This is a genomic window from Natrinema sp. H-ect1 (assembly GCF_041821105.1).
In the GTDB taxonomy this organism is placed as follows: domain Archaea; phylum Halobacteriota; class Halobacteria; order Halobacteriales; family Natrialbaceae; genus Natrinema; species Natrinema thermotolerans.
This window is the reverse complement of the sequence record NZ_JBGUBA010000007.1, coordinates 1-25,300: the sequence shown is the minus strand read 5'-3', so window position 1 is coordinate 25,300 and position 25,300 is coordinate 1. Positions and strand designations below refer to the sequence as shown.

Here is a 25,300-nt window from a genome sequence, read left to right as displayed (position 1 = left end):
CGTCCAAATAGTACCGTCACGGACTCCGATCGGTCGGCGGCTCGAGCGGCGGTTCCGGGGACGGCGCGACGATATCCACCCAGTCGGTCTGCCCCGACCGTCCCATCGTCGGGACGACGCTATACACATAGTGTCGGGGTCGCGAGGAGATTACGTGTATAACGGCCAGCCCGATACCACCGGGACGCATTGGTGAGTCTACAATGACCGGCGCTACTCTCGACTACCACACTGACTCCGTCAGTCTGCAAGTAATCGACGCGCTTGCGGACGCGACGAACACCGACGCCAGCGACCTCGAGCCGCTGTACGACGTGGTCGATCCCGAGGCGCTCGACCAGCTCTTCCAGTCGGGTTCGGGGGCAGCCGTCCGCGTCGAGTTCGAGTATCACGGCATGCCCGTCGAAGTCCGAGGCGACGGCACCGTCACGGTCAACGGGACGGTCCATGGGAGTAGATAGGTCGGGACGGTTCGACCACACCGAAACCGACCGCCGATCACGACCCGACGCCGGTGATCGACGATGCTGAGTCCGCTCACCGACGCAGCCGATGACGGAATTCGAGTACGACCGACCGAGCTGCAACTCTGTGTCGTCGGCGACGACCTCCGTGAGGCGGTCGCCACTGCCTGCGGCGAGCGCGATGACTACGCCCTCGAGACGGTGCCGTCGCTTTCGGCCGCGCAGGAAGCCGGCAGCGACGCCGACTGTCTCGTCGTTCCGGCGGCGGCGCTCGGTGGCGACGAACGGACGACCGAGGATGCCGACTGCCACGGGGGAGACGGAACGGTCGCGTTCGACGAACCGATGATCGTCGTCACCGATGGCTCCGATACCGTCACGGCCCCCCGTCACGAGCGGCGGCTGACCGACGTCCTCGAGCGGGACACCCTCGAGCGGCTGCCGGCGCGGGCGTGGGACCTCGTCGAGCGGCGGCGGCTGGCCGCGCTGTCGCGGCGCTCGCTGGCGAGCGTCGAGTTGGTCGGAGAATCGATCGCGATCGTCACTCCCGACGGCGAGATCCAGTTCGCGAGCCGCTCGCTCGCGGTGCGGTTCGGCTACGACCTCGAGACGCTCTCGGGGACCGACTGGCGGGCGCTGTTTCCCGACGCGACCGTCGACCGACTCGAGTCGACGGCGATCCCGACGGTCGCCGACGACTGGCGGTGGACCGGCGGCTGTACGGCGATGCGGCGGGACGGAGAGACGTTCCCCGTCCAGTTGCGACTGGGCGGGCTCGCGGACGGGAGTCTGGTGTTCGTGGTCGAGAGTGGCGACGACGGACCGGAGCGCTGACCGCTATGTCCCGTGGTCCCAGCTGTCCATATACTCGTGTTGGGTGTCGGTCAGCGAGTCGAAGTCGACGCCCTCGGCCTCGAGTTTGATCTCGGCGATCTCCTTGTCGAGTTCGTCGGGGACATCGTGGACCCCAGCGTCGTATGCGTCACCGTTTTCGAGCATTTCTCGGACACAGACGGCCTGAATCCCGAACGACTGGTCCATGACCTCGACGGGATGGCCCAGCGAGACGGGCGCGGCGAGGTTCACGAGTCGTCCCTCGGCGATGACGTTCAGTTTGCGGCCGTCGTCCATCTCGTAGGCCTCGACGCCGTCGCGGGCCTCGTAGCGCTCGACCGCGAGATCGTCCAAGGCCTCGAGGTCGATTTCGATGTCGAAGTGGCCCGCGTTCGCGAGCAAGACGCCGTCCTGCATCTTCTCGAAGTGGTCCTCGACGATGACGTCGCGGTTACCCGTCGTCGTTAGGAAGACGTCGCCGACTTCGGCCGCTTCGGCCATCGGCATGACCTCGTAGCCCTCCATGTGGGCCTCGAGCGCGCGCCGGGGCTCGACCTCGGTGACGATGACGTTGGCGTTCTGGCCGGCGGCCTTCTGGGCGACGCCTTTCCCGCAGTAGCCGTAGCCGGCGACGACGACGTTCTTGCCGGCCCACGAGAGGTTCGTGGTCATGGCGATCGAGGCCAGCGAGGACTCGCCGGTGCCGTGGACGTTGTCGAAGAGCCGCTTCATCGGCGTGTCGTTGACGGCGAAGACGGGGTACTCCAGGGCCCCGTCGTCGTCCATCGCGCGCAGGCGGTGGACGCCGGTGGTGGTCTCCTCCGCGCCGCCGACGATGCCGTCGATCAGTTCGGGGTAGTCCTCGTGGATCGCGGCCACGAGGTCCATCCCGTCGTCGACCGTGATCGTCGGCTCGTGGGCGATGACGGCCTCGATCGCGGCGTAATACTCGTCGTCGTCGACGCCGCGTTTGGCGTAGCTGGTGATGTTCTCGTGGGTGTCGAGCGCCGCCGAGACGTCGTCGTGGGTCGAGAGCGGATTACAGCCCGTGACGGCGACCTCCGCGCCGCCCTCCGCGAGCGTCTCGACGAGGATCGCCGTCTTGGCCTCGACGTGCATCGCCATCCCGATACGCTCGCCCGCGAAGGGCTGGTCGGCGACGAACTCCTCGCGGACGGACTCGCAGATCGGCATGTGTTGGGCGGCCCAGTCCATCTTCCGACGGCCCTCCTCGCGAGCGGACTCGAGGTCGTCGAGTTGCTCGCTGATCGGGGGATACTCGGTGTCGGTCATGGCTCGACAGAGTGGGACCGTGGCCAAAACGCTACCGAACCCGGTTCGGCTCCGAACGGTTTCCGGGACTCGAGGCGGCCGCGTACCGACTCGGCGACTGTGAAAAAGGCGTAACGAAAGTGGTGGGTGGATCGGCCGCACTACGTGCCCGCACGATCGCGGCGATCCGGAGACGGCCGCGACCGGGGCCCGACGCCGGCGACGCCGACCCGCTCGATCGTCGTCCGACGTCAGGTATCGGTTTCGAGGGCGCTACTGTTCGCTGTCAGCGGTCTCGTCGTCCGTCTCGTCCGAATCGTCGTCCGTCTCGTCCGAATCGTCGCCGCCGTCAGCCGGTGGACCGGCGTGTTCCGGCGTACCTTGTTCGTCGTCATCGTCGTTGACCTGCTCGTCGTCGCCTTCGTCCTCGTCGTCGCCGTCAGCCGGCGGGCCGGCGTGTTCCGGCGGACCGCGTTTGTCGTCATCGTCTTCATCCTCGTCGTCCTCGTCGTCGTCATCCGCGTCCGGCGGGCCGGCGTGGCTCGGCGGACCGGCGTGGCTCGGCGCGTTGCCGGGGTTGTTGGCGACGACGAAGTTCGCGACGGCGATACCGGTCGACTCGTTGGACTCGTTTTGCTGGGTCTCAACGAAATCGGAGACGAGCGAACCGAAGCTCGTCTCGTTGGCCGACTCGTTGTCGGTCTCGTTCCCATCCACGGTCTCGTTGCCGTCCAGCGTCTCGTTGCCGTCCAGCGTCTCGTTGCTCGCTGCGGTCAGCGTCGCCGTGGTCGAGGCCGTCCGATTGTCGGCCGTCGCGGTCACCGAGACGGTGACGTTTTCGACGGGGTCGGGAAGTTCGACCGTCCCGTCGTTGTCCGTCGTGTACGTCCCGGTCCCCTCGTAGGTCGCGTTCTCGTCAGTTGTCGATACGTCGACGGTCGCGTTCGCGACCGCAGTGTCGTTTGCCGTGACGCCGACGACGACGTCCTCGCCGTCGTCGACGGACACGTCGAGGTCACCGTCGACGGTGGCCGCGGCCGCGCCCGCCGAGGCGAACACGGACGTGACCATAACGGCGACCAGCGTCATCGTGAGCAGTTTGTTCTTCATCCGCTCCTGACTTTCCCGGTTTATTAGATAAACCCCGCCGGCAGTTCTCGGCGTTTGCTTCGTGTTAAAACGGATCCAAACGAGGTTTAAGCGTTTATGGAGCGTTTTGAGCGTTTATCTCGAGTGAGTCGGTGGGGTGTCTCACTGGTTCACTCGCTGGCGCGAGCCACCAACGACTCGGCGGACTCGAGCGCTCGGTCCCGGACCGCCGCCTCGTCGAGGGTCAGGACCTCGTGGTCGCGCATGAGTACCCGGCCGTCACAGACGGTGTGGCGCACGTCGGCCGCTGCGGCCGCGTACGCGAGGTGGCTCACGAGGTCGTGACGCGGCGTCAGATGTGGCGTCTCGAGGTCGATCACCGCGAGGTCGGCCGGCGCGCCCGCCTCGAGCCGGCCCGACTCGAGGCCGATCGCGTCGGCGCTCCCTCGAGTCATCATCTCGACGACCGCCTCGGCGGGCACCGCGCTCGCGTCGTCGGCCGCGAGCTTGCCTAGCATGGCAGCGTCACGTGCCTCGTCGAGCATCGAGAGGTCGTTGTTCGAGGCCGCGCCGTCGGTGCCGAGCCCGACGGTGACGCCGGCCTCGCGCAGCCGCTGGACGGGTGCCATCCCGCTGGCGAGTTTCATGTTCGAGGCCGGACAGTGGATCACGCCGGTCCCGGCCTCGGCCAGCAGTTCGATCTCACGCTCGTCGACGTGGACGCCGTGGGCGATGAAGTCCTCGGACTCGAGCATCCCCCGTTCCGCGGCGTACTCGAGGGGGCGCTCGCCGTGTTCGTCGACGATCGGCGCGACCTCCTCGGCGGTCTCGTTGGCGTGGTAGTGGATCGGAACGTCGAGGTCGCGGGCCTGTGGCACGAACTCCGACAGGTACTCGCCGTCGACGGTCGTCAGCGAGTGGGGCATAAAGGCCGACGAGATCCGGCCGTCGGCCAGTCCGTCGATCTCCTCGGCGACCGCGAGCCCCTCGCGGGCGTCCTCGCGGGCCGCCTCGTCGTCCTTGCCCACCGAGATCACGCCGTGGCCGAGTCGGGCCCGCAGGCCGGCGTCGGCGACCGTCTCGGCGATCGTCGGTACGAAGAAGTACATGTCCGCGAAGGCGGTGACGCCGGATTTGATCATCTCGAGAACGCCGAGTTCGGTCCCCGCGCGGACGGTCTCGGCGTTCAGTTCGGCCTCGGCCGGCCAGATGTCCTCTTGGAGCCAGGCATCCAGCGGTTTGTCGTCGGCATACCCCCGCAGCAGCGTCATCGCGACGTGGCAGTGGCCATTGACGAACCCCGGGGTGACTAGCGATCCGTCGGCGTCGAGGGTCTCGTCGGCCGCGCCGCCGAGGTCGGGACCGACCTCGAGAACCTCGCCGGCATCCCCATCGATCAGTACGTCCGCGGTCGTCACCGTCAGATCGGGTCGGAGGACCCGCCCGCCGGTGATCGCAAGCGTCGTCATTGCTCGAGGGTTCTCGCCGGGTGGCCTTATACTGTCGATCTGGCGTACCGAGTTCGGTTTCGGCGAGGATCGACGGCTCGAGCCCGACCGGACCAGTCGGCGGGTTTAACAGTTCGGTGACGGAACATCCGGTATGGACGACCCACCCCGACGGAACGGAGTCAGCGCGTTCGTCGCCGGCTACCCGCCGAGAGCGGCACTGGCCGACGCCTGGGACGAACACAGTCGGTTCGTCGGCTTCGCGGCCGGCCTGTTCGCTATCGGCGTCGTCGTCGGCGTCCTCCTGCTGGCGGCCGGCCACAACCTCCTCGAGATCATCGCCGACCTGCTCGGCGAGGGTCTCTTCCCAGAGGAGATCGCCGACTTCTCCGGGCTCGAACTGGCGCGGTTCCTGCTCGTGAACAACAGCCGGGCGTTCCTGCTCTCGATCGTCGGCGCGCTATCGCTGGGGCTCCTGACCGCGTGGGCGATGGTGTTTAACGGGATCATCGTCGGCAACGTCGGTGCCGCCATCGCCGCCGACGTGGGGCCGGGCTTCATCCTCGTCGGCCTGCTCCCCCACGGGATCTTCGAACTGCCCGCCCTGTTTATCGCCGCCGGCGTCGGCTTCCGGTTGCTATACCGGGTCGGACAACGGCTTCGGGGCAGCCGCGACGCGATCCTCACGAAGCGGTACCTCTACCGGACCGGCCTCCTCGTCCTCGCCGGCTGGCTCCTGCTGGTCGTCGCCGCGTTCGTCGAGGCATTCGTCACGCCCGCCCTGCTCGAGGCGCTGTTCGCCGAGCGATTCGGGGGGACGGGGACACCGTAGGACCCGACGGTTTCGGCCAGTTCAGCCGGGATAAACGGTCCTGAACGGAGCCAATCGTCGCGCCCCTTTTTACAGGCACACTGACTGTCAGTGGCTATGGACAGACGCACGATCCAACTGGTAGTCGTCGCGGCCCTCGTGGCCGTCGCCGGCTGTGCCGGCGGCATGGGCGGACAACCGGCGACCGACTCGGCGGGCGACGATCCCTCGAGCGCGGACGACTCGAGCGACGGCGGCATGGGGACGGCCGCCTTCTACGTCAGCGACGAACCGAACGTGATCGACGACTTCGAACACCTCAACGTGACGATCACGAAGGTCGGCTTCAAGAAGGCCGGCGGGTCGTCCGACGCGGACGACGGAAACGAGAGCGGTGACGAAACGGACGACGGGAACGAGACGGACGACGAAACTGGCGGTGAAGAAAGCGAAAGCGACGACGACGGCGCGGCCAACGAGACTGACGCCGACTGGGAGGAGCAGACGGAAGACGACGGGGAAGGCGACGGGGACGGAGAGGACGACGAGAAAGACGGCGACGAAAAAGAGGAGGAAGGCGACAGCGAGAAAGACGGTGACCAAAAAGAGGAGGAGGGCGATGGTGACGAAAAAGACGGCGGCGACGACTGGGTCGAGTACGACGTCGACGAACGGACGGTCGATCTCACCGAGCTGAAGGGCGCGAACGCGTCCATGATCGACGAGTTCGAACTCCCCGCCGGCGACTACGAGAAGGTCTTCATCTACGTCAGCGACACCAACGGCGTCCTGACCGACGGGAGTACGACGCGAGTGAAACTCCCCAGCAACAAACTTCAGCTGAACAAGAAGTTCACCATCGGCAACAACGAATCGGTCGACTTCGTCTACGACATCGCGCCCCACAAAGCGGGCGGGAGCGGGAAGTACATCCTCAAGCCGGTGATCAGCCAGAGCGGCACCGGCGACGACGTCGAGATCCGTGATATCGACAAGGACGACAAGAAAGAAGACGAGGAGAAACGCGGCAACGGCGGTGGAAACGGCGGGAACGGAAACGGTGCGCCCGAAGCGAACGCCGACGACTGATCGGTCGACCGCACCGTACTGACTCCTCGAGTACGGCACGCTCGGGGTGCGACGCGGCTGACTCCTTCTAAACCGGATCGACGGCCGCTCGAGCGCCGATCAGCGCCGGAGTCGGCCGAGCAGTTCGTAGTCCCGATCCGGCGTGTACCGGCGGAACAGCAGGCTGTTCGAGAGGACCGACACCGACGACAGCGCCATCGCGCCGGCCGCGAGGACGGGCTGGAGCAGTCCGAGCGAGGCAAGCGGGATCATCGCGGTGTTGTACCCCAGCGCCCAGACGAGGTTTTGCTTGATCTTCGCCAGCGTGGCCTCGGAGATCCGGATCGCCTTCACCACGTCGAGCGGGTCGTCGCGCATCAGGGTCACATCGGCGGCCTCGATGGCCACGTCAGTCCCGGAGCCGATGGCACAGCCGACGTGGGCGACCGCCAGCGCGGGCGCGTCGTTGACCCCGTCGCCGACCATCATCGCCTTGCGACCCGTCGACTGGATGTCCTCGAGGGCGTCGGCCTTGTCCTCGGGGAGGACCCCCGCGCGGACGTTGTCGGGGTCGATCCCCACGCGCTCGGCGACGGCGCGGGCCGTCCGCTCGTTGTCGCCGGTGATCAGCATGACGTCGAGGCCGCGCTCGCGCAGGGCCGCGACCGCGTCCGCGGAACTGTCCTTGACGGTGTCGGCGTCCGCGACCACGCCCGCGACCGCGCCGTCGACCGCGACCAGCATCGCCGTCTTGCCCTCGCGCTCTAACCGCTCCATCTCGTCGGCAGCCGGCGCGGGATCGACGCCCGCGCCCTCGAGCAGCCGCCGGTTGCCGACCAGCACCTCGCGGCCCTCGACGGTCGTCCGGACGCCCTGTCCGGGGACGTTCTCGAACTCCTCGGGGTCGGCTAGCTCGAGGCCCCGCTCTTCAGCGCCCTCGACGATGGCCTGCGCGAGCGGGTGTTCGCTGTTGCGCTCGGCGCTGGCGGCCAGACGGAGGACGGCGTCCTCGTCGAGCGAGTCGCGGGTCACTACCGCCCCGCCGTCGGCCGCCGTCTCGCCGCCGTCCGCTGCAGTCGCCTCACCCTCGAGTGCGACCACGTCGGTCAGCGTCATCTCGCCGGTGGTCAGCGTCCCGGTCTTGTCGAAGACGACGGTGTCGACGTCGCGGGCGCGCTCCAGGATGTCACCACCCTTGAACAGGACGCCGTTTTGGGCACCCAACGTGGAGCCGACCATCGTCGCGGCGGGGGTCGCCAGCCCGAGCGCGCAGGGACAGGCGATCAACACGGAAGAAGCGAAGACGACGATCGCGAACTCGAACGCCGAGAGGGTCGCCGGACCGCCACCGACCAGCCCCCACAGCGGCAGCGACCCGACGACGCCGGCCAGCGCCTCGGGAAAGAGGAACCAGACCAGGCCCCAAAACATCGCGTTCAGGATGACCGCGGGGACGAAGTACGCCGAGATCCGGTCCGCGAGGTTCTGAATCTCCGGCTGCCGGGATTGGGCCTCCTTGACCGTCTGGACGATCCCCTGGAGGGCCGTGTCCGAGCCGACCTTGGTCGCCTCGACGACTAACACGCCGTTCTCGTTGATCGTCGAGCCGATTACCTCGTCGCCCTCGCCCTTTTCCACCGGGACGGACTCGCCGGTGACCATCGACTCGTCGACCGCCGACTGCCCGTCCACGACGACGCCGTCGGTCGGCACCTTCTCGCCGGGCCGGACCTTCATCCGGTCGCCGACCGCGACGTCCTCGAGCGGCACTTCCTCCTCGGTCCCCCCGTCGTCGACCAGCGTGGCCGTCTCGGCTTCCATCTCGAGGAGCTTCCGCAGGGCCTCGCCGGCCTGGCCCTTCGAACGGGCCTCGAGGTAGTTGCCCAGCGTGATGAACACGAGGATCATCGCGGCGGTGTCGAAGTAGAGATTGCCCGCGAGCAGGTCGAGCAGGACCACGAGACTGTAAATATACGCCGTCGACGAGCCCAGCGCGATCAACACGTCCATGTTGGCGGTCCGGTTGCGTACCAGCGCCGTGTAGGAATTGACGAGGAACTCCCGCCCCAGCAGGACGTAGACCGGCGTCGCGAGCAGGAACTCGACCCAGCCGAAGGAGACCCCGAAGACCGTCTCGGGAACGTACGTCCCGCCGAGCAGGAACTTGTCGGCGAGGAAGAACAGGAACGGGGCCGACAGCACCGCGCCGAGGATCGTCAGCCGGAGCTGTTTGCGGATTTCCGCCTGACGGGCCGCGTCACGGCGGTCCTGATCGGACGCTTCGTCGCCCCCGTCCCCGTCTCGAACGGGCGTGTAGCCGGCGTCCTCGACGGCCTCGTAGAGGGCCTCAAGCGAGACATCGGCCGGGTTGTACGTGACGGTCGCCTCGTCGGTCGCGTAGTTGACCTCCGCGTCGATGACGCCGGGCACGGACTCGAGAGCCGTCTCGTTGGTCTCAGCGCAGTTCGCACAGCTCATGTCGGTGATCCCGATCGAGCGGCTCGCACGGTCGGCCTCGTAGCCGGCCTCGTCGATCGTCTCGTAGATCTCGGCCAGCGTGATCGTCTCGGGATCGTATTCGACAGTGCCGTCGTCGGTCGCGAAGTTGACGGTCGCTTGCGCCACGCCGTCACGGGATTCCAGGGCGTCACTGATAGTCTGTGAGCAGTTCGCACAGCTCATGCCCCGGATGTCCAAGTGTGTGGTCTCAGTACTCATTACCAGCTAGTAGGGGATCCCGTCTTACCCCCTTTACTGACCAGAATCCAAAGGACAGCGAGGTATTTACTTTCGAGTCGAAAGTCAGGCACCCTCCTCGAGCCGGTCGTAGCGGTCCTCGAACCGACCCTGACAGGACGAACAGCAGAAGTGATAGACGTCGCCGTCGATCCGGCTCGATTCCCCTTCGCTGTCGACGGTGTTGCCACACTCCGCGCAGGTCAAGGCGAACTGCGTCCCATCGAGCGACGGCGTCCACTCGGCGTCGTCCATCAGCGTCACGTCGTAGGCGATGCCCGCAGCGTCGGGGAGCAGTCCCTCGAGCCACTCGCGGACCCGCTGGACCTGTGCGCGGGCGTAGAACCAGACCCCGCCGTCGGCGGTGACGAACACGTGTTCGACGGCGTCGGCCTCGGCGGCCGCCGTTCGGCAGTCCTCGACTGTGCCCGGCGGGGCCGTGACCTGCACGAACACCGGCACCCCCGCCCGGAGCTGTGACTGGTCTACGTCGATCGTAAACCGGTTGATGATCCCGGCCTCCTCGAGGCGGTCGACGCGGTCGGAGACGGCGGGCCCGGAGAGGTCGACTTCGTCGGCGATCTCGCTGAACGGCCGCCGGGCGTTCTCGCCCAGCAGTCGCAGGATTTCCATGTCGGTCTCGTCGAGGTCGCGCATACCCGTCGTTCGATCCGACTGCCAAAGAGAGTGGCGGCGATAGTTTTCGAAGTCGAAGTCAGATCCATCCGAGCGTTAGCATCGAAAGCAGTAACACACAAAGAAGCGGCGTCCCTACGTTCTCGTATGAGTCAGACGATCACCGTCGAAGGAATGTCGTGTGAACACTGCGAACAGACCGTCGAGGACGCCCTCGAGGGCGTCGACGGCGTCGAATCGGTAGCCGTCGACCGGGAGACCGAACAGGCCACCGTCGAGGGGGATGCGGACCCGCAAGCGCTCGTCAGTGCGGTCGACGAGGCCGGCTACGACGCGTCGGCCTAACCCGTTTTTTCAACGACTGACGGCGTCAGTGGTGGTCGTGCGACGACCCGTCGTCCGACACCCGCGGCGGGTGCGCCGCGAAGTCGGCCGGCGCGTCCTCGAACGCCCGCTTGCAGGTGGTCGAACAGAAGTAGTAGGTCTCGCCGTCGTGTGTCGCGCTCGGGCCGTCGTCGTCGGTTCGCATCCCACAGACCGGGTCGCGGTACTGCCCGGGGGCACCGAGCCCGCGACGGTACACGAACAGGAGGAACCCGGAGACGGCGAAGGCGACGAGGTTGAGATAGAAGGTATAGTTCAGTTCGAAGTACCGCTGCTCGGTCGCCGTCTCGCCGCCGGCCAGGTTCGGGACGATGCCGAGCGCGTCGAACAGCAGTTCCATGAGAAAGCCGGTAAACGCCATCGTCACGAAGAAGACGCCGAGGATGTACAGCATGACGGACCAGCCGTAGTACTTCCGGTAGACGTTCAACACCGGCACCGTGATGAGGTCGGCGTAGACGAACGCGATGACGCCGGCGAAGCTGATCCCGCCACCCCAGAGGGCGACCGCGAACGGGACGTTGCCCATGCTCCCGACGAAGCTGATGACGGCGATCACGACGCCCATCACTGCGTTCTCGGCGGTCACGAGCAGGCCGTCGCCCCCGAGAAACAGCGCGTTCCAGACCGACTGGGGGACGAACACGATGACGAAGCCCGAGACGAGAAACCCCGCGACGACGTCCGTCCAGAGCATCGACCACTCCTTCCGGTACTGGTTCGCGATCTTGTACCAGCCGCCCCACGACCGGAGTTCGTCGGTCCACGCGCCGTTGCTGGCGGTCTGTTGCCGATAGGTCTCGAGACAGCCCTCGGAGCAGAATCGGAGCGTCTCACCGCCGTCGGTCACGATGGCGTGTTCGTCCGACCCCTCCATGCCGCAGGTCGGGTCCGTCATTCCGCCGCTCTCGCGGTCCTCGCGCTCGAGTTCCGCACGGACCTCGTCGAACAGCGGCTCCGGGAGCGTCAGCCGGACGATGACTGCCATGACCGCGATGAGGACGAGACCGCCGAGCAGTTCCGCGACGAGGAACTCCCAGCCGAGCAGGAGCAGGATCATCAGGCCGAGTTCGACGATGAGATTCGTCGAGGCGAACATGAACGCGAGGACGTTCACCGCGTGCGCGCCCTTCGCGAACAGCCCCTTCCCGATGGCGACGGCACCGAAACTACAGCCGCTGCTGGCCGCGCCGAACACCGTCGCCGTCGCGAGACTCGAGAGGTCGCTCTCCCCGAGAACGCCCGCCATCCGCTCTTTCGAGACGTAGACCTGCACGAGGCTGGTGATCGTCAGTCCCATGATGATCGCCCACGCTGCCGTCCAGAGGAATCCGACGCCGATCCGGAGCGACTCGAGGACTCCCTCGACGAGTGATACGTCCATGTGTAGGTGGTCGTGGGAATCGACTATTGCGATTTCCCTTGGGAAACCGATGTCATCGCCCGTCCGGAACGACGGGGTCGAAAGCGGTCGGCGAACCACACGCCGTAGTGGTACGGACCGACCGCCCAGAAGCACCAGAAACCGGTGCAGGAAGACTACACGGTGATCTCCGGGTTACAAGCACCGTCTCCTCGTGGCCGTCTCGCGTCGAACTCCCGATGGGACGGGAACCGCCTCACTGTGACAGCGAGGGATCACGGTTCGATCGCGTCAGTGGCCGACGGTAGAACTGTGAAAGTCGAAGTGAGGGCATTTTCAGACATTGCATTCCAAAGGAGAACCGCATTGAGTCACAACCCCGTATCCCTAGCCGGAGACGGACCGTTCCGTCGCCGGTGAGATCTCATGGCAACCGACACACGCGACACGCGACTCGCCACGATCGTCCTCATCGCCATCGGTGCCCTCGTGGTACTGCCAATGGCGTTCATGGGGGTTGGAATGATGGGATTCGGACCCATGATGGGCGGCATGTGGGGCCACGGGATGTGGGACGGCGGAACGACACCCGGCTGGCTGCCGCTCGTCGCCGTCCTGATGCAGCTCCTGTTCGTCGCCGCCGTCGTCGGCGGCGGCTACCTCGTCTACCGGGCGATCGCCGGCGGAGACGACACCGACCGCGCGCTCGAGGAACTGCGGCTGGCGTACGCTCGCGGCGAACTGAGCGACGAGGAGTACGAACAGCGCCGAGACGCGCTCGAGCGGGACGAGTAAGCGGAGACCGATGCCCGACACTAGCACGGCGGTCGTCGGCCCCGATCGGCACGCGGTCTCCCGGTGGCTCGAGCAGTATACGACGGTCGGACTCGTCGGGCTCGTCGTCGGGACGGGGCTCTGTCTTGCGGCGCTCGTGACGAACCCGGTCCCCGACCCGTCGTTTCCGTGGCTGACGCTGCCGCCGTCGCTCCGGCTCCCGATCGAACAGCCCCGCATCGAACACTGGCCGATCAGCTACACGGTCGGGATCTGGCTGTGGGTCGGTTGTTTCCCGTCGCTGTTTCTGGCCGGCTACCGGCGGTGGGGATCGCGGGTCCGACGCGGGGCCGAGCTGTGGCTCGTCGGCCTCCCGGCGCTTTCGATGCTCAGCCTGACGACCTACTGTCGGTTCTTTTGGCCGAAACTCGAGCCCGCGACGTGGAACGCGCCGTCGTACACGCTGGTCTGTTGGCTGTACTGTTCGTCCTACGACCCGCTCTGGAGCAACGCCGCCTACGCCGTGGCGCTGCTCGGGCTCGGAGCGGCGGCGCTTGCGATTCGACGTCATGGGCTCGCACCGATCGCCATCGTCGGGTTCGGAACGCTGTCGCTTCCCCTGGGGCTGCCCGCACTCTACGAGGGGTATCGACGGCTGCAGGGATCGTGACGGACCGTGCCGATCTACTCCTCGAGCGTTTCGACCGAGCCCGTGCCGGGAAGTCGTCCCAGCGCGGCCCCCACGTCATCGGACCCGATACCGCGCAGCCAGGGTACCGGCGTCCCCTCAATGGGCCCGTTTACCTGACGCACGAATCGCGGTCCCTCGAGCGACCGCTCGGATGAAAAGACAGTTCCCCGCCGCCGTCCAAGGACGTGCATATGCGAATCGCCGTTCCCAACAAGGGCCGCCTGCACGAGCCGACGATCGATCTCTTAGAGCGGGCGGGGCTGCACCTCGAGAACGGAGCGGACCGAAAGCTCTACGCGGACACCGTCGACCCCGACGTGACGGTGCTGTTCGCCCGCGCTGCGGACATCCCGGAGTACGTCGCCGACGGCGCGGCCGATCTGGGCATTACGGGCTTCGACCAAGTGCAGGAAGCACGCGTTGACAACGTCTCGGAGCTACTGGATCTCGAGTTCGGGCGCTGCCGGCTCGTCCTCGCGGCACCCGAGGACGGCGGTATCGATGGTGTCGATGATCTGGCGGGCAAGACGGTCGCGACCGAGTTCCCGAACATCACGGCGGACTTCTTCGCCGAAACCGGCATCGACCCCGACATCGTCGAGGTGTCGGGCGCGACCGAACTCACGCCCCACGTCGAGATGGCCGACGCCATCGTCGACATCACGAGTACCGGGACCACGCTGAAGATGAACCGGCTGGCGGTCGTCGAGGAGGTCCTTGCCAGTTCGGTCCGGCTGTTCGGTCGCGAGGACGTCCTCGACGACCCGAAAGTCGACGAGGTCCGGACCGCCCTGGGCTCCGTCAAGCAGGCCGAAGGCAAACGCTACCTGATGATGAACGTCCCGCAGGACCGACTCGAGGCGGTCCGTGACGTCATTCCGGGACTGGGCGGGCCGACGGTCATGGACATCGCCGACGACGAGGACGGCGAGAAGGTGGCCGTCCACGCGGTCGTCGACGAGAGCGACGTCTTCGAAACGATCACGGCGGTCAAGGAGGCCGGCGCAAGCGATATTTTGGTCACGGAGATCGAGCGACTCGTCGAGTAGCCGCGGGCGGTACTCCTTACTCCAAGCGAGCGGAAATCGGCCGCTCGAGCGAGTCGATCTCGAGGACGGATTCGAACGCTCCGCAGTTGGCGGCCGGGCCGACGAGGCTCCGGGTGCGGTCCCAGGTGACGATATCGTGATCCTCTAGCAGCGGCAGGTGGGTTCGACACAGCGAGGTGTGGATCCGCTGGCGCAGTCGGTGGATCGTCGTCCCGACGGTCGGATCGTGTTCGGCGTCTGCGAGTCGGCCGACCAACGTCCGCAATGGGACGGGGCCGTCGGCGACGAGGACACAGCGGATGACCTCGCGCCGCCGGTCGCTGTCGACGGCCTGACGGATCGTCTCCCGCGAGGGCGGTCGGCGACCGATCCCGCCGTCGTTGCCGAGCCGCGACCGGTCCGAAACGACCGTCGAGCGGTCTGGGTGGATCGTCATGGGCACGTGAGAGTCAGGGACGGAGACCCGGATAAACGCGAGCGGTCGTTTCGACGAGTCCGACTCGATTCAGGCGAGTGGGACACGCTGGGCGGGAATTGAACAGTCGATAATTCGGTGAAAGAGACGATTGAACAGGCGACTATCGAAGCGAGCGATGCGGGCCGAACGGAACGGACGACACTGAAGGCGAGTAAATCGGGATTACCGGTGGACGATACCGCCATCGCTGCTCGCGGCGAGTCACTGCTGGATCCGCTGTTGCTGGAACCGTTGTACCGATTTCACGGCGCGACCGCAGGACGATCGCGGTTGTGCCGAAAACGACGGACAACAGTCCACACGAGAGGAAGGAAACAGTGCCGTCGGATGCGCCGGCATCGACCGGCGTGTCCGCGACTGAAGAGGTGGTAGCGTCGGCCGCGGGTGACGCGGCACGAAAACGGACGCCGTTACTCGAGCAGGCCGAGGTCCTCGAGCCGGGAGACGATCTTGTCGACGGCGTGTTCGGCGTCCTCGGGCTTCTTGCCGCCAGTGATGACGAGCTTCCCGGAGCCGAACAAGAGGGCGACGACCTCGGGGTCGTCGAGTCGATAGACGAGCCCGGGGAACTGCTCGGGCTCGTACTCGATGTTCTCCAGCCCCAGCCCGATCGCGATCGCGTTCAGGTTGAGGTTCCGACCGAGGTCGGCGCTGGTGACGATGTTCTGGACGACGATCTCGGGGTCCTCGTTGACCTGGATCTGGAGTTCACGGAGCTTGTCGAAGACGATTCGAAGACTCTCGTGAACGTCGTCGGTGCTTTTCGCGCCGGTACAGACGATCTTCCCCGACCGGAAGATCAGCGCGGCGGACTTGGGATTCTGGGTGCGGTAGACGAGACCGGGGAACTGCTCGGGATCGTAGTCGGCCCCCTCGAGGTCCATCGCGACGCTCTGGAGGTCGAGTTCCTGTCCGATGCCGGTCGACGCCACCACGTTTTCGATGTTGATGGTGTCCTTCGGATCCGTCATTAGTCGCTTAAAAAGACGTATTTAAGGTTTATAAAGGTTGGTACCGCCACCTGATATATCCGGTATATACCCTCCGTGCCGAAGCGGCCGAGACGCCGATTCCGGGCTGCTTGCGGTTTCAGGCCGTGGTATTCGATCACAGTATCCGGTTCGCGGAAAGCGGTAGGCTCATGGCCGCGCCGCCGCGACCATCGGGCGTGTATCTGCTCGAATTGGGCGGCGAAGACGACGCCTTCGCGGCCCGAGAGGCCGAAAGCGCCGCGGTCGGCGTCGAAAGGATCGCGCCCGGGCTGGCCGTCGCCGACGCGGTCGTCCCCGAGCGGGTCCGCGGCCTCGCCTACACCCACCGCGCGAGCGAACTGGTCGGGCGGGGCGACGCCGACCTCGCGAGCGCCCGCGCGATCCTCGAGGCCGCCGCGATCGACCGCGAGGGGTCGGTCGCCGTGCGCGCGACGGACGTCCACGGCTCGACGGGCGTGAGTACCGAACGGGCCGAACGCGAGCTGGGCGCGGTGTTGGTCGACCGGGGGTTTTCGGTCGACCTCGAGGACCCCGATCACTGCCTGCGGGTCGTCTTTTCGGAGGGGGCGCTCGCGGGCAGCGGTGACGTCCTCGAGTCGGCCGGCGACGAGACGAGTGTCGGGGCCGGAACCGACGGCGACCCGGCCTCGGTCTGTGCGCTTGGCTGGCTCGCGGCCGAGAGCGTCCGCGATTTCGGCACGCGCGCACCGACGGACAAACCGTTCTTCCAGCCCGGCAGCATGGACCCCCTGCTCGCGCGGGCGGTCGCAAACGTCGCGGGCGCTCGAGCGGGAGCGACGATCCTCGACCCGATGTGTGGGACCGGTGGCGGCCTCGTCGAGGCCGGCCTCGTCGGCGCGGACGTGATCGGTACCGACGCGCAGGCGAAGATGGTCCGGGGTGCGCGCGAGAACCTGACTCACTTCCTCGAGCCCGAGCGCCCGTCGCCGACCGGCGTCGCACGCGGGGACTGGCACGTCGCCCGTAGCGACGGAACCCGGCTCCCGCTCGCCGACGACGCGGTCGACGGCGTCGTCTTCGACGCGCCCTACGGCCGCCAGTCGAAGATCGATACCCACCGGCTCGAGGACCTCGTCGCGGGCGCGCTCGCGGAAGCCCACCGGGTCGCGCCGCGAGCGGTCATGATCGCCGATCGCTCGTGGGCCGGCGAGGCACGGGCCGCGGGCTGGGAGGTCGATTCGGCCTTCGAACGCCGGGTGCATCGGTCGCTGACGCGGTACGTGCTGGTCCTCGAGCGAGACTCTTCATAACGTCTGTCGGTTATGGTAGCTAAATCCGTCTAACGGATACAGAACGACGGGGAAACGGGTTTGCTGCTACCGTGGCAACACGGAGTCACCACGCCCTCCCCAACCGATTCGTTCGCTCCCGACGGTCGCTCACTCATCCAACGGAAGACGCTTCGCGTCTTCCGAGCAGTCGCTCGTTCCGCTCGCGACGACCACGCGCAGCGTTACGTCGCGGTTCGTCGGTGACGAACCGCGCCCCGGCGCGCGCCACCGCAGCGATCCCGTTCAGTTCTCAATCTCGTGGACGCGATCCCGAAGCCGTTCCCCTTTCTCGGTCTCGACAGAGAGGTCCGGGACCGGGACCGTCTCGCCGTTCTCGTCGATCGCGACGAACGTAAACGTCGACTCGGTGGTCTTCTCGGTCTCGCCGCTGCGGGGTTCCTCGCGCCACGCGCGCAGTGCGACGTGGACGCTCGTCCGGCCGGCGTCGTAGACGTAGGCCTCGACAAGGGCCGTATCGCCGATCCGGATCGGGCGCTCGAAGTCGAGTTCGTTCACGCGGGCGGTGACGCAGGTCTCGCCGGCAAAGCGCATCGCCGACATCGCGCTCACTTCGTCGAGCCACTTCATCAGGTTGCCGCCGTGGAGCGTGTCGTTGTTGTTCGCGTGATTGGGCTGGACGCGAAAGCGATTCTTGATGTGGGTCTCGAGAAGCGTTGGCATACGGAGACGTTCGCACGACGACCTGAAGAAAACGACCCCCACGTGTGAGAGAGGAGACGTTTTTTCGCACCGAACTCGTAGGAAATCCCATGAGTCGAGAGACCCCAGCCCGGGAGCCGCCGCGGTGGGCCCGCCTCCTCGGTCTCGGGCTCGTTGCTGTGATCGTCGTCGGACTCACGTATCGGACCCTCGTGGACGCGGGGTCGGTACGGGACGCGGTCCGGGGACTCGGCGGTGTCGGGCTACTCTGCCTGTGGCTCGGCTACGGCTACGTCTCGCGGACCCGCTGGCGCGATCGCAACGCCCGGGCCGGGCTGGCGTTACTCGGCTGTCTGGCGATTACCGCCACGGTGCTTTCCCTGCTGACGGCCGCCGACGGGCAATGGCTGGACCGCGAGTTGGCGATCACCTTCGCCGCGGCGATCCCCTTCGCGCTCGCGTTGGTTCTCTCGCGGTACGTCTCCCTCTCGAGTCGCGCGTTCGGCGTCCTCGTCTCGGTCGCGGGTGCCGGCATCGTCGGACTCGGGCTGACCGGCTACGGTACCGGAATCGGCGGCGCGTTCGAGACGATCGTCACCGGTGGAATCTGTCTCGTGATCGGCCTCGCGTACGTGGTCAGACCGGACTCGCTGGCAGAACTCGAAACCGAAACCGACTGATCGGGGCTCGGGACAGGGGGATCCGAGGCGGATCGCCTCGCCGGCAGTCAGGCGTCCCGACCCAGTTCCGCCAGCAGCCCCGAGACGTGGAGCCGGTCGCTGGTCCCTTCGTGCATCTCGAAGTCGACGTCGGCCGCCAGCCGGTGGATCTCGGCGAGCTGCTCGCCCTGATATCGCTTGCGAGCGATCCTGAGGATACTCTCGAGGACCTCGTTGCCGTCCAACCCCTCGTCGACGAGCAGGTCATCCAGCGTCGACCGGGCGTCGGTAAAGTCGCCGGCCTCGGCGTCGTCGAGCATCGACTCGATCTCGTCCTCGAGGCCGACCTCGCCGATGGTCTCGTAGGCCGCGCTCATCGTGAGTTCGCCCGCGTCCTCGACGGTCGTCTGCGCCGCGAGAATTGCCTGCCGGAGGTTGCCGTCGGCGTAGCCGGCGACGAACTCGAGGCCGTCGTCGTCGTAGTCGACACCCTCGCGCTCGACGATTCGCTCGAGGACGGTGACGATCGCCTCGCTGGTCGGCGCGGGGAAGGAGACGGGGAAACACCGCGAGCGGATCGGCGGGATGAGCTTGGTGGGCTGGCGCGTCCCGATGATAAACTGCGTCGTCCGATGGTGTTGCTCCATGATCCGGCGCAGGGCCTGCTGGAAGTCCTCGCGGACGTCCTCGGCGTTGTCCAGCAAAATGGTGGTGTACCCGCCCGAAACGGGCGCGTAGCTCGCGGACTCCTTGAGGACGTGGTTGATCATGTCCCGTTTGGACAGCGACGAGCGCCCGACGAGGAAGTGTTCGAATCGCGGATCGTTCTTGATCTCGGTCTTGGTCCGGCCGAAGAAGTCGGCGACGTTGATCTCGACGAAGTCGTTGTCCGGGTCCGCGTGGGCCTCGCGGGCCAGTGCGCGCGCCGCGGCGGTCTTCCCGCTCCCGGGCGGGCCCTGCAGGAGGAGGTTGATCGGCTCCTCGACGGCTCGCTCCAAGTACTCGCGAGCGTCGTCCTGTGGCAACTCGGCCAGCTCCGGGGCGTGGGTTTCGGTCCACAGCGGCGCGTCCATCGCCAGCCGATAGGGGACAGGCGGGTAAGAATCGGTCGGTTAGTCGTCGGCCGGGGCGGGTCGCTACCCGCCGTCGGACTCGTTTCCGCCGCCGTCGTCCGCGCCATCTCCCACGTCCGCGATCGTGAACGTCGTTTCGACCGGCTCGCCCTCGAACTCGATCGGCGACGCCGCGTCGGCGTCGGCCGGGCTCCCCGCGTAGAGGGCGGCCGTCAGATCGTCGTCTTCATCGATCGACGCGTCGTCCGAGAGAGCGATCGTCACGTTCTCGTGTTCGCCCGGCTCGAGCTGGTCACTCGTACCGACCACCGACCCGTTGTCTTCGACGGCCACGAACCCCTCCTCAGGCGTGGCGGCGGCCACCGTCACGCTCCCGTTGCTCGCATCGGTGACCGAGACGCTCGGCTCAGTGTGGAACTCGAGGTCGATCGTCGAGACCGCACCGTCGGCGTCGGTGTAGATCCCGATCGTCCGCTCGCCCGGCGGCGCGCCGCTCGTATCGGTCTCGAAGGTGACGGTTCGGGACTCGCCACCCTCGAGTTCCAGGATCTGCCGTTCGAAGACCGCGCCGTCGATGCGGACCTCGACGGGCTGTTGGGTCTGGAACTCGGTCGGGTTGCGGATCGTCGCGTTCACCCGGATCGTCTCGTTGGTCGTCGCCGACGCCGGCGCGTCGATCGATTCGACGGCGAAGGAATCGCTCAGTGCGTCTTCCTCGCTCGTCGTCACCGTCGCGGTGTCGCTGACCGGGAACCCGGCCTCGAGGTAGGGCTGGTCCTCCTCGCCGTCGGTCTCGCCGTAGGCGTAGCCCTCCTGGTCCGAGGTATCCCGGTGGACCGTCGCCGTCAGCTGGCCGACGAGTTCGCGGGTCGCGTCGTCGGCGCGTTCGACGGTGACGTCCTCGTGAGTGCCGGCCTCGAGCCGGTTCGACACCGCGAGCGGCTCGTCGCCGCCGTCGGTGACGACGACGTAGCCGCCCTCGGAGAGTGAGACCTCGCGGATCGTGACCGCGGTACCGTTGCCCTGCTGGTCCTCGAACGTGACCGAGGCCTCGGGGTCCTCCTCGACGCCGAAGATGGCGGGGGCCTGCCCGACCACGATCCCGGCGGCGAGGACGATCGCGATCGCGAGCAGGATTGCGCCGATCCGCTTTACCGTGCCGAACGTCAGTTGCGGGCTCATCTGGGGGTCGTCGTTCCCCCATTCGGGCCGACGGTGGTAAAACGCGTCGTCCGTTCGCAGGACGGCGAATCGGTTCGAATCGGTTTCCCCGAATAGTCTCCGCTTACCACAGTTCACGGAGGCTGTCCGTTCGGACGCCGACCCGAAACTCGACCGGCACGCGCCCCCGCTACGGCGTTTGTCACCGCCTACTATCGCACGGCGGTGTCGAACGCCGCCCTCGAGCGATCCGAAGCCGGTTTAGTCGCGGCCCGCCGAGTCTTGGGCGATGCCACTGCGCGTGACGTTTCTGGGGACGGCCGGGGCGATCCCGACGACCGACCGGAATCCGAGCAGCGTCTTCGTCGCCCGCGAGGGCGAGGAGCTGCTGTTCGACGCCGGCGAGGGGACACAGCGCCAGATGATGCGCTTCGGTACGGGATTTTCCGTCTCGCAGCTATTCGTCACGCACTGTCACGGCGATCACGTCCTCGGGATCCCGGGGCTGCTCCAGACGATGGCGTTCAACGACCGCGAGGAGCCGCTGGCGATCCACACCCCCCACGGGACGCGCGGGCAGATCAAGGGCCTGATCAACGCGCTCGGAAACCGCCCCTCGTTTCCCGTGCGGATCAACGAAGTCGGGGACGGCGACGTCGCCTACCGCACCGACGAGTACGAGGTCCGCGCGTTCGGAACCGATCACGACACCCGCTCGGTCGGCTACGCGCTCCTCGAGGACGACCGCAAGGGCCGGTTCGATCGCGAGCGCGCCGAGGAACTCGGTGTCCCCGTCGGCCCGAAGTTCTCGCGGCTCCACGAGGGCGAGTCGGTCGAACTCGAGGACGGCACCGTCGTCGACCCCGAACAGGTCGTCGGTGACTCCCGCCCCGGCCGGTCGATCGTCTACACCGGCGACACCCGCCCGACCGAGGCGACGATCGAGGTCGCCGACGACCCCGACCTCCTGATCCACGACGCCACCTTCGCCGACGACCGCGCCGACCGCGCGGCCGAGACCGCCCACGCCACCGCAAGACAGGCCGCCGAGATCGCGAACCGGGCGGGTGCGGACCGGCTCGCACTGCTGCATCTGTCCTCGCGCTACGCCGGCTACACCGCCGATCACGAGGAGCAAGCCCGGGAGGTCTTCGCGGGCGACCCCGACGCCGTGTTCGTCCCCGACGACGGGGACGCTCTCGAGATTCCGTACCCCGACGGCGACGAGACGTGATCGACGGCGAACCGGTCGAGTGTGTGCCACGCTCGATGCCGGCCCGCAGTCGAAGCAGGTGCGACCCCGCGTCGGATTTATAGCCGTCTCGTCCCTACGACCCCCTGTGAGTACCCGAACGAGTGCGCTCGATGCAGTCGTCTTCGGTGTCGACATCCAGAGCGGTGACGTACGCGGCGACGCGCCATCGTACGCACTGGCCGTCTACGACGGCGACGGCGTCACACGTGACGTCGTCACCCACCGGAAACTCCGGCGACTGATCGACGACGAGGAGCCGGCGATCGTCGCGACCGACAACATGTACGAGCTGGCCGCCGACAAGGACCAGCTCATCCACTTCCTGGGATCGCTGCCCGCCGACACCATGCTCGTTCAGGTGACGGGTGCCGAGCAACCCGAACCCCTCTCGCGGGTCGCGAAACGCCACGGCGTCCCCTACGGGAAAGACCCCATGCAGGAAGCCGAGGCCGCGGCCCGACTGGCCGCCCACAACGTCGGCCACGAGGTGTCGGCATTTACCGACACGACCGAAGTGAAGGTTTCGCGGGGTCGCTCGACCGGCAGCGGCGGCTGGAGCGAGGACCGCTACACCCGCCGCATCCACGGCTCCGTCAAGAAACGGGCCCGCGAGGTCGAGTCCGAACTCGAGGACGCGAATCTCGCCTACGAACGCGAGGTCCGGGAGGCCTACGGCGGCTTCGCAAACGCCGTGTTCACCGTCGAAGCGCGCCCACAGGACATCCCCGTCTCGCGCAACCGCTCGGGCGACGTCCGCGTCGAGATCGAACGGGAGCGCCGGGACGGCATCGAGTTCCGCCCGCTCGCGAAACGGCGCGATCACGTCGTCGTCGGCATCGACCCCGGGACGACGACCGCCGTCGCCATCGTCTCCCTCGAGGGCGAGGTGTTAGACGTCTGGAGTTCACGGACCAGCGACACCGCCGACGTGATCGAGTGGATCGTCGAGCGCGGCCGGCCGGTCATCGTCGCCGCGGACGTGACGCCGATGCCCGAGACCGTCGAGAAGTTCCGCCGGAGCTTCGACGCCGCCGGCTGGACGCCCGACAGCGACCTCCCGGTCGACGAGAAGCAACACCGCACTCGCGAACAGCCCTACGACAACGACCACCAACGCGACGCGATGGCCGCCGCCCTCTACGCGATCGACGCCCACGCGGATCAGTTCGAGCGGATCGCCGACAAGCTGCCGCCGGGGATCGACCGCGGGAAAGTCACCGCCCGCGTCGTCGCCGGCGAGGAGAGCGTCGAGGCCGTCCTGACGGATCTGACCGACGACAACGGCGGCGAGGACGACGAAACCACCGAACACGAACCCCGCGAACTCACCGAGGAGGAACGGCGGATCAAGGACTTGGAGCGACAGGTCGAACGGCTGCAATCACACGTCGAAACCCTCGAGGGCCGCCTCGAGGACCGGGACGACCGCATCGACGAACTCGAGTCCGAACTCTCGCTGGCCCGGCGCGAGGAACGCACACAGGTTCGCAAGGACCGCGAGGTGAACCGACTGGAGCGAAAGGCCACCCGTCTGGAACGCGAGCGCGACGAGGCCCGGGAGACGGTCGAGACGCTCGAGCAGAAAGTCGAGCGAATGAAGGCGCTCTGGAAGCTCGATCACTCGAACTTCAGCGACGTCTCGGCGAAGAAGGAGGGGCTGGTTCCGGTCAAGGTCGTCGAGAAGTTCACCAAGGGTGCGATCCGCGAGGCCGACGAGCAATACGGGATCGCCGGCGGCGACGTAGTCTACATCCGGGATGCCAGCGGCGCGGGTCGCTCGACGGCCCAGCTCATGGCGGAGTTCGACCCCCGTGTGATCCTCAAAGAGGGCGGCCTCTCGGAGATCGCCGACGAGATCCTCTTCGAGGCCGAGGTTCCGGTCGGCCCCGCCGACGACGTGGCGATGCAGGAAGTCGACGAACTCGCCGTCGCCCGCGAGGACGACGTCGAAGCCGTCATCGACGACTGGCACGACCGGGCCCGCGAACGACGGAAACAGCGCAAGGCCTCGATGGTCGATCAGGTGATCAGCGAACACCGGGCCGGCGACAACGAAGTGTGAGTCAGTCGGCCGACTCGGTCGGCGACAGCACCTGCGGCACCTCCTCGAGATCGAGTTCTACGCCGAGATCCTCGGTATCGTCGACCGGGCCGTTGATAAACAGCGCGTGTCCGATGAAGGCAACCGCGACGACGCCGAGGGCGAGGATCGCCATCGGTGACGGGACCGGCGTCGCGTCCCCCACGAGGGCACCGGTCCCGAGACTCGCCGCGATGGCGAGCAACACGAGGTCGGAGTAGTGAAGCGACGGCCCCATACCGGAACCGACGAGAGGGAGACCAAAACACAGCAGGGGACGGAACGGGCTCGAGACCGTCAGAACATGCCGAAATTCTGGAGCATGCCGGAGATCAGGGATTTGACCACGAGCCCGAGCCCGGCCAGTACCAGCGCCATCCCGACGGCGACGATCCAGTTCGCGTACGCGATGAGGCCGATTCCCGCGAGCAAGAGGACGATACCGGCGAGACCGAGCGCGCCGAGATTACGGAGCATACGCTGGGTTGCAGAGCCAAGCGAAATAAGCGGCGTGGTTTCGGGGGCCGAGCGATCGGGCCGTAACCGCGACGGCTAGCGATTCCGTCCACGCAATCAGTAAAGGGTTAAACCCCTCGACCGCCAATCTGGGGCCATGAGCGACGACGGCGAGGGCGGTCGGAAGAACCTCCGGATGCCCGAGGACGACGAGGTCTTCGCGACCGTCACGAACATGCTCGGGGCGAATCGAGTCAAGGTACGCTGTGCCGACGGCACCGAACGCACCGCGCGGATTCCCGGGAAGATGCAAAAACGCATCTGGATCCGTGAGGACGACGTCGTCCTCGTCGAACCCTGGGACTGGCAGGACGAGAAAGCCGACATCACCTGGCGCTACGAGAAAAGCGAAGCCGACCAGCTTCGCGACGAAGGCCATATTCAATAGAACCGAACTTTTCCTCTGCGGGTGCGCCTTCGGCGCACCCTCGGGAAAACTTCGATGAAAAGCGCCGGAAGACGCTTTGCGTCTTCCGAGCCCTCGTTCGTTTTCACTCACGAGGACACTCCTCCTT

General features: G+C 66.9%; 26 protein-coding genes. 13 read left to right on the top strand and 13 right to left on the bottom strand.

Going from position 1 to position 25,300, the window contains the following annotated elements:
- Nucleotides 1–203 precede the first annotated feature (203 nt).
- Nucleotides 204–461, top strand: a complete 258-nt coding sequence (locus ACERIM_RS14450; protein WP_006183226.1) for a HalOD1 output domain-containing protein — start codon at nt 204–206, stop codon at nt 459–461.
- A gap of 63 nt (nt 462–524) precedes the next feature.
- Nucleotides 525–1,298 (top strand): PAS domain-containing protein, encoded by a 774-nt coding sequence (locus tag ACERIM_RS14445; protein WP_373633242.1) that lies wholly within the window; start codon nt 525–527, stop codon nt 1,296–1,298.
- Nucleotides 1,299–1,301: 3 nt separating this feature from the next.
- Here ACERIM_RS14445 and ACERIM_RS14440 read toward each other — a convergent pair whose 3' ends face one another.
- From ACERIM_RS14440 to ACERIM_RS14430, 3 genes are all read right to left on the bottom strand, one after another.
- Nucleotides 1,302–2,591 (bottom strand): adenosylhomocysteinase, encoded by a 1,290-nt coding sequence (locus tag ACERIM_RS14440; RefSeq protein ID WP_006648574.1) that lies wholly within the window; start codon nt 2,589–2,591, stop codon nt 1,302–1,304.
- 252 nt (nt 2,592–2,843) lie between these two features.
- Complete coding sequence (locus tag ACERIM_RS14435) at nt 2,844–3,680, bottom strand: hypothetical protein (RefSeq protein WP_373633241.1); 837 nt, start codon at nt 3,678–3,680, stop codon at nt 2,844–2,846.
- Nucleotides 3,681–3,829: 149 nt separating this feature from the next.
- On the bottom strand, nt 3,830–5,128 hold the full coding sequence (locus ACERIM_RS14430) for an amidohydrolase (protein ID WP_373633240.1): 1,299 nt from the start codon (nt 5,126–5,128) through the stop codon (nt 3,830–3,832).
- A gap of 133 nt (nt 5,129–5,261) precedes the next feature.
- On the opposite strand from ACERIM_RS14430, the gene ACERIM_RS14425 reads away from it, so the two are divergent.
- Nucleotides 5,262–5,939 (top strand): stage II sporulation protein M, encoded by a 678-nt coding sequence (locus ACERIM_RS14425; protein ID WP_373633239.1) that lies wholly within the window; start codon nt 5,262–5,264, stop codon nt 5,937–5,939.
- A 96-nt stretch (nt 5,940–6,035) separates the two neighbouring features.
- Entirely contained in the window at nt 6,036–7,007 is a 972-nt protein-coding gene (locus ACERIM_RS14420; RefSeq protein WP_373633238.1) for a DUF4382 domain-containing protein, read from the top strand.
- Nucleotides 7,008–7,106: 99 nt separating this feature from the next.
- On the opposite strand, the gene ACERIM_RS14415 is transcribed toward ACERIM_RS14420, so the two are convergent.
- Entirely contained in the window at nt 7,107–9,704 is a 2,598-nt protein-coding gene (locus ACERIM_RS14415) for a heavy metal translocating P-type ATPase (protein WP_373633237.1), read from the bottom strand.
- Between the two features lie 84 nt (nt 9,705–9,788).
- On the bottom strand, nt 9,789–10,379 hold the full coding sequence (locus ACERIM_RS14410) for an AsnC family transcriptional regulator (RefSeq protein WP_006183218.1): 591 nt from the start codon (nt 10,377–10,379) through the stop codon (nt 9,789–9,791).
- 126 nt (nt 10,380–10,505) lie between these two features.
- Here ACERIM_RS14410 and ACERIM_RS14405 point away from each other — a divergent pair, with 126 nt between their 5' ends.
- On the top strand, nt 10,506–10,703 hold the full coding sequence (locus ACERIM_RS14405) for a heavy-metal-associated domain-containing protein (protein WP_006183217.1): 198 nt from the start codon (nt 10,506–10,508) through the stop codon (nt 10,701–10,703).
- Between the two features lie 25 nt (nt 10,704–10,728).
- Here the strand turns inward: ACERIM_RS14405 and ACERIM_RS14400 are convergent, their stop codons facing one another.
- Nucleotides 10,729–12,126 (bottom strand): permease, encoded by a 1,398-nt coding sequence (locus ACERIM_RS14400; protein WP_373633236.1) that lies wholly within the window; start codon nt 12,124–12,126, stop codon nt 10,729–10,731.
- A 405-nt stretch (nt 12,127–12,531) separates the two neighbouring features.
- On the opposite strand from ACERIM_RS14400, the gene ACERIM_RS14395 reads away from it, so the two are divergent.
- The 3 genes from ACERIM_RS14395 (at nt 12,532) to hisG (ending at nt 14,619) form a co-directional block, all read left to right on the top strand.
- On the top strand, nt 12,532–12,900 hold the full coding sequence (locus tag ACERIM_RS14395) for an SHOCT domain-containing protein (protein ID WP_373633235.1): 369 nt from the start codon (nt 12,532–12,534) through the stop codon (nt 12,898–12,900).
- A 10-nt stretch (nt 12,901–12,910) separates the two neighbouring features.
- Nucleotides 12,911–13,549, top strand: coding sequence for a hypothetical protein (locus ACERIM_RS14390; protein WP_006648566.1), 639 nt, complete (start codon nt 12,911–12,913; stop codon nt 13,547–13,549).
- A 212-nt stretch (nt 13,550–13,761) separates the two neighbouring features.
- Complete coding sequence (gene hisG / locus ACERIM_RS14385; protein ID WP_006648565.1) at nt 13,762–14,619, top strand: ATP phosphoribosyltransferase; 858 nt, start codon at nt 13,762–13,764, stop codon at nt 14,617–14,619.
- Between the two features lie 16 nt (nt 14,620–14,635).
- On the opposite strand, the gene ACERIM_RS14380 is transcribed toward hisG, so the two are convergent.
- Together ACERIM_RS14380 and ACERIM_RS14375 are read right to left on the bottom strand one after the other, a co-directional pair.
- Nucleotides 14,636–15,055 (bottom strand): hypothetical protein, encoded by a 420-nt coding sequence (locus tag ACERIM_RS14380; RefSeq protein ID WP_006648564.1) that lies wholly within the window; start codon nt 15,053–15,055, stop codon nt 14,636–14,638.
- A 452-nt stretch (nt 15,056–15,507) separates the two neighbouring features.
- Complete coding sequence (locus ACERIM_RS14375; RefSeq protein WP_004267580.1) at nt 15,508–16,068, bottom strand: TATA-box-binding protein; 561 nt, start codon at nt 16,066–16,068, stop codon at nt 15,508–15,510.
- Between the two features lie 170 nt (nt 16,069–16,238).
- Here ACERIM_RS14375 and ACERIM_RS14370 point away from each other — a divergent pair, with 170 nt between their 5' ends.
- Nucleotides 16,239–17,360, top strand: coding sequence for a TIGR01177 family methyltransferase (locus tag ACERIM_RS14370; RefSeq protein WP_373633234.1), 1,122 nt, complete (start codon nt 16,239–16,241; stop codon nt 17,358–17,360).
- 264 nt (nt 17,361–17,624) lie between these two features.
- On the opposite strand, the gene ACERIM_RS14365 is transcribed toward ACERIM_RS14370, so the two are convergent.
- Nucleotides 17,625–18,062 carry an acyl-CoA thioesterase gene (locus ACERIM_RS14365; protein WP_373633233.1) on the bottom strand — a complete coding sequence of 146 codons (438 nt, stop codon included), beginning with the start codon at nt 18,060–18,062 and terminating at the stop codon, nt 17,625–17,627.
- Between the two features lie 89 nt (nt 18,063–18,151).
- On the opposite strand from ACERIM_RS14365, the gene ACERIM_RS14360 reads away from it, so the two are divergent.
- Nucleotides 18,152–18,721 (top strand): hypothetical protein, encoded by a 570-nt coding sequence (locus tag ACERIM_RS14360; protein ID WP_373633232.1) that lies wholly within the window; start codon nt 18,152–18,154, stop codon nt 18,719–18,721.
- A gap of 47 nt (nt 18,722–18,768) precedes the next feature.
- Here the strand turns inward: ACERIM_RS14360 and ACERIM_RS14355 are convergent, their stop codons facing one another.
- Nucleotides 18,769–19,773: an AAA family ATPase gene (locus ACERIM_RS14355; protein WP_373633231.1), complete on the bottom strand. Its 1,005-nt coding sequence runs from the start codon at nt 19,771–19,773 to the stop codon at nt 18,769–18,771.
- A 63-nt stretch (nt 19,774–19,836) separates the two neighbouring features.
- Nucleotides 19,837–20,955: a CARDB domain-containing protein gene (locus ACERIM_RS14350; protein WP_373633230.1), complete on the bottom strand. Its 1,119-nt coding sequence runs from the start codon at nt 20,953–20,955 to the stop codon at nt 19,837–19,839.
- Nucleotides 20,956–21,223: 268 nt separating this feature from the next.
- On the opposite strand from ACERIM_RS14350, the gene rnz reads away from it, so the two are divergent.
- Nucleotides 21,224–22,168, top strand: coding sequence for a ribonuclease Z (gene rnz, locus ACERIM_RS14345; RefSeq protein ID WP_373633229.1), 945 nt, complete (start codon nt 21,224–21,226; stop codon nt 22,166–22,168).
- A 106-nt stretch (nt 22,169–22,274) separates the two neighbouring features.
- A complete protein-coding gene (locus ACERIM_RS14340; protein ID WP_373633228.1) occupies nt 22,275–24,251 on the top strand; it encodes a DUF460 domain-containing protein in 1,977 nt (658 codons plus the stop codon).
- Nucleotide 24,252: 1 nt separating this feature from the next.
- Here the strand turns inward: ACERIM_RS14340 and ACERIM_RS14335 are convergent, their stop codons facing one another.
- Entirely contained in the window at nt 24,253–24,507 is a 255-nt protein-coding gene (locus ACERIM_RS14335) for a hypothetical protein (RefSeq protein ID WP_373633227.1), read from the bottom strand.
- A 59-nt stretch (nt 24,508–24,566) separates the two neighbouring features.
- Nucleotides 24,567–24,746 (bottom strand): hypothetical protein, encoded by a 180-nt coding sequence (locus ACERIM_RS14330; protein ID WP_006648556.1) that lies wholly within the window; start codon nt 24,744–24,746, stop codon nt 24,567–24,569.
- Between the two features lie 136 nt (nt 24,747–24,882).
- Between ACERIM_RS14330 and eif1A the strand changes: the two genes are divergently transcribed.
- A complete protein-coding gene (gene eif1A, locus ACERIM_RS14325; protein ID WP_006183204.1) occupies nt 24,883–25,173 on the top strand; it encodes a translation initiation factor eIF-1A in 291 nt (96 codons plus the stop codon).
- The last annotated feature ends 127 nt before the right edge of the window (nt 25,174–25,300 follow it).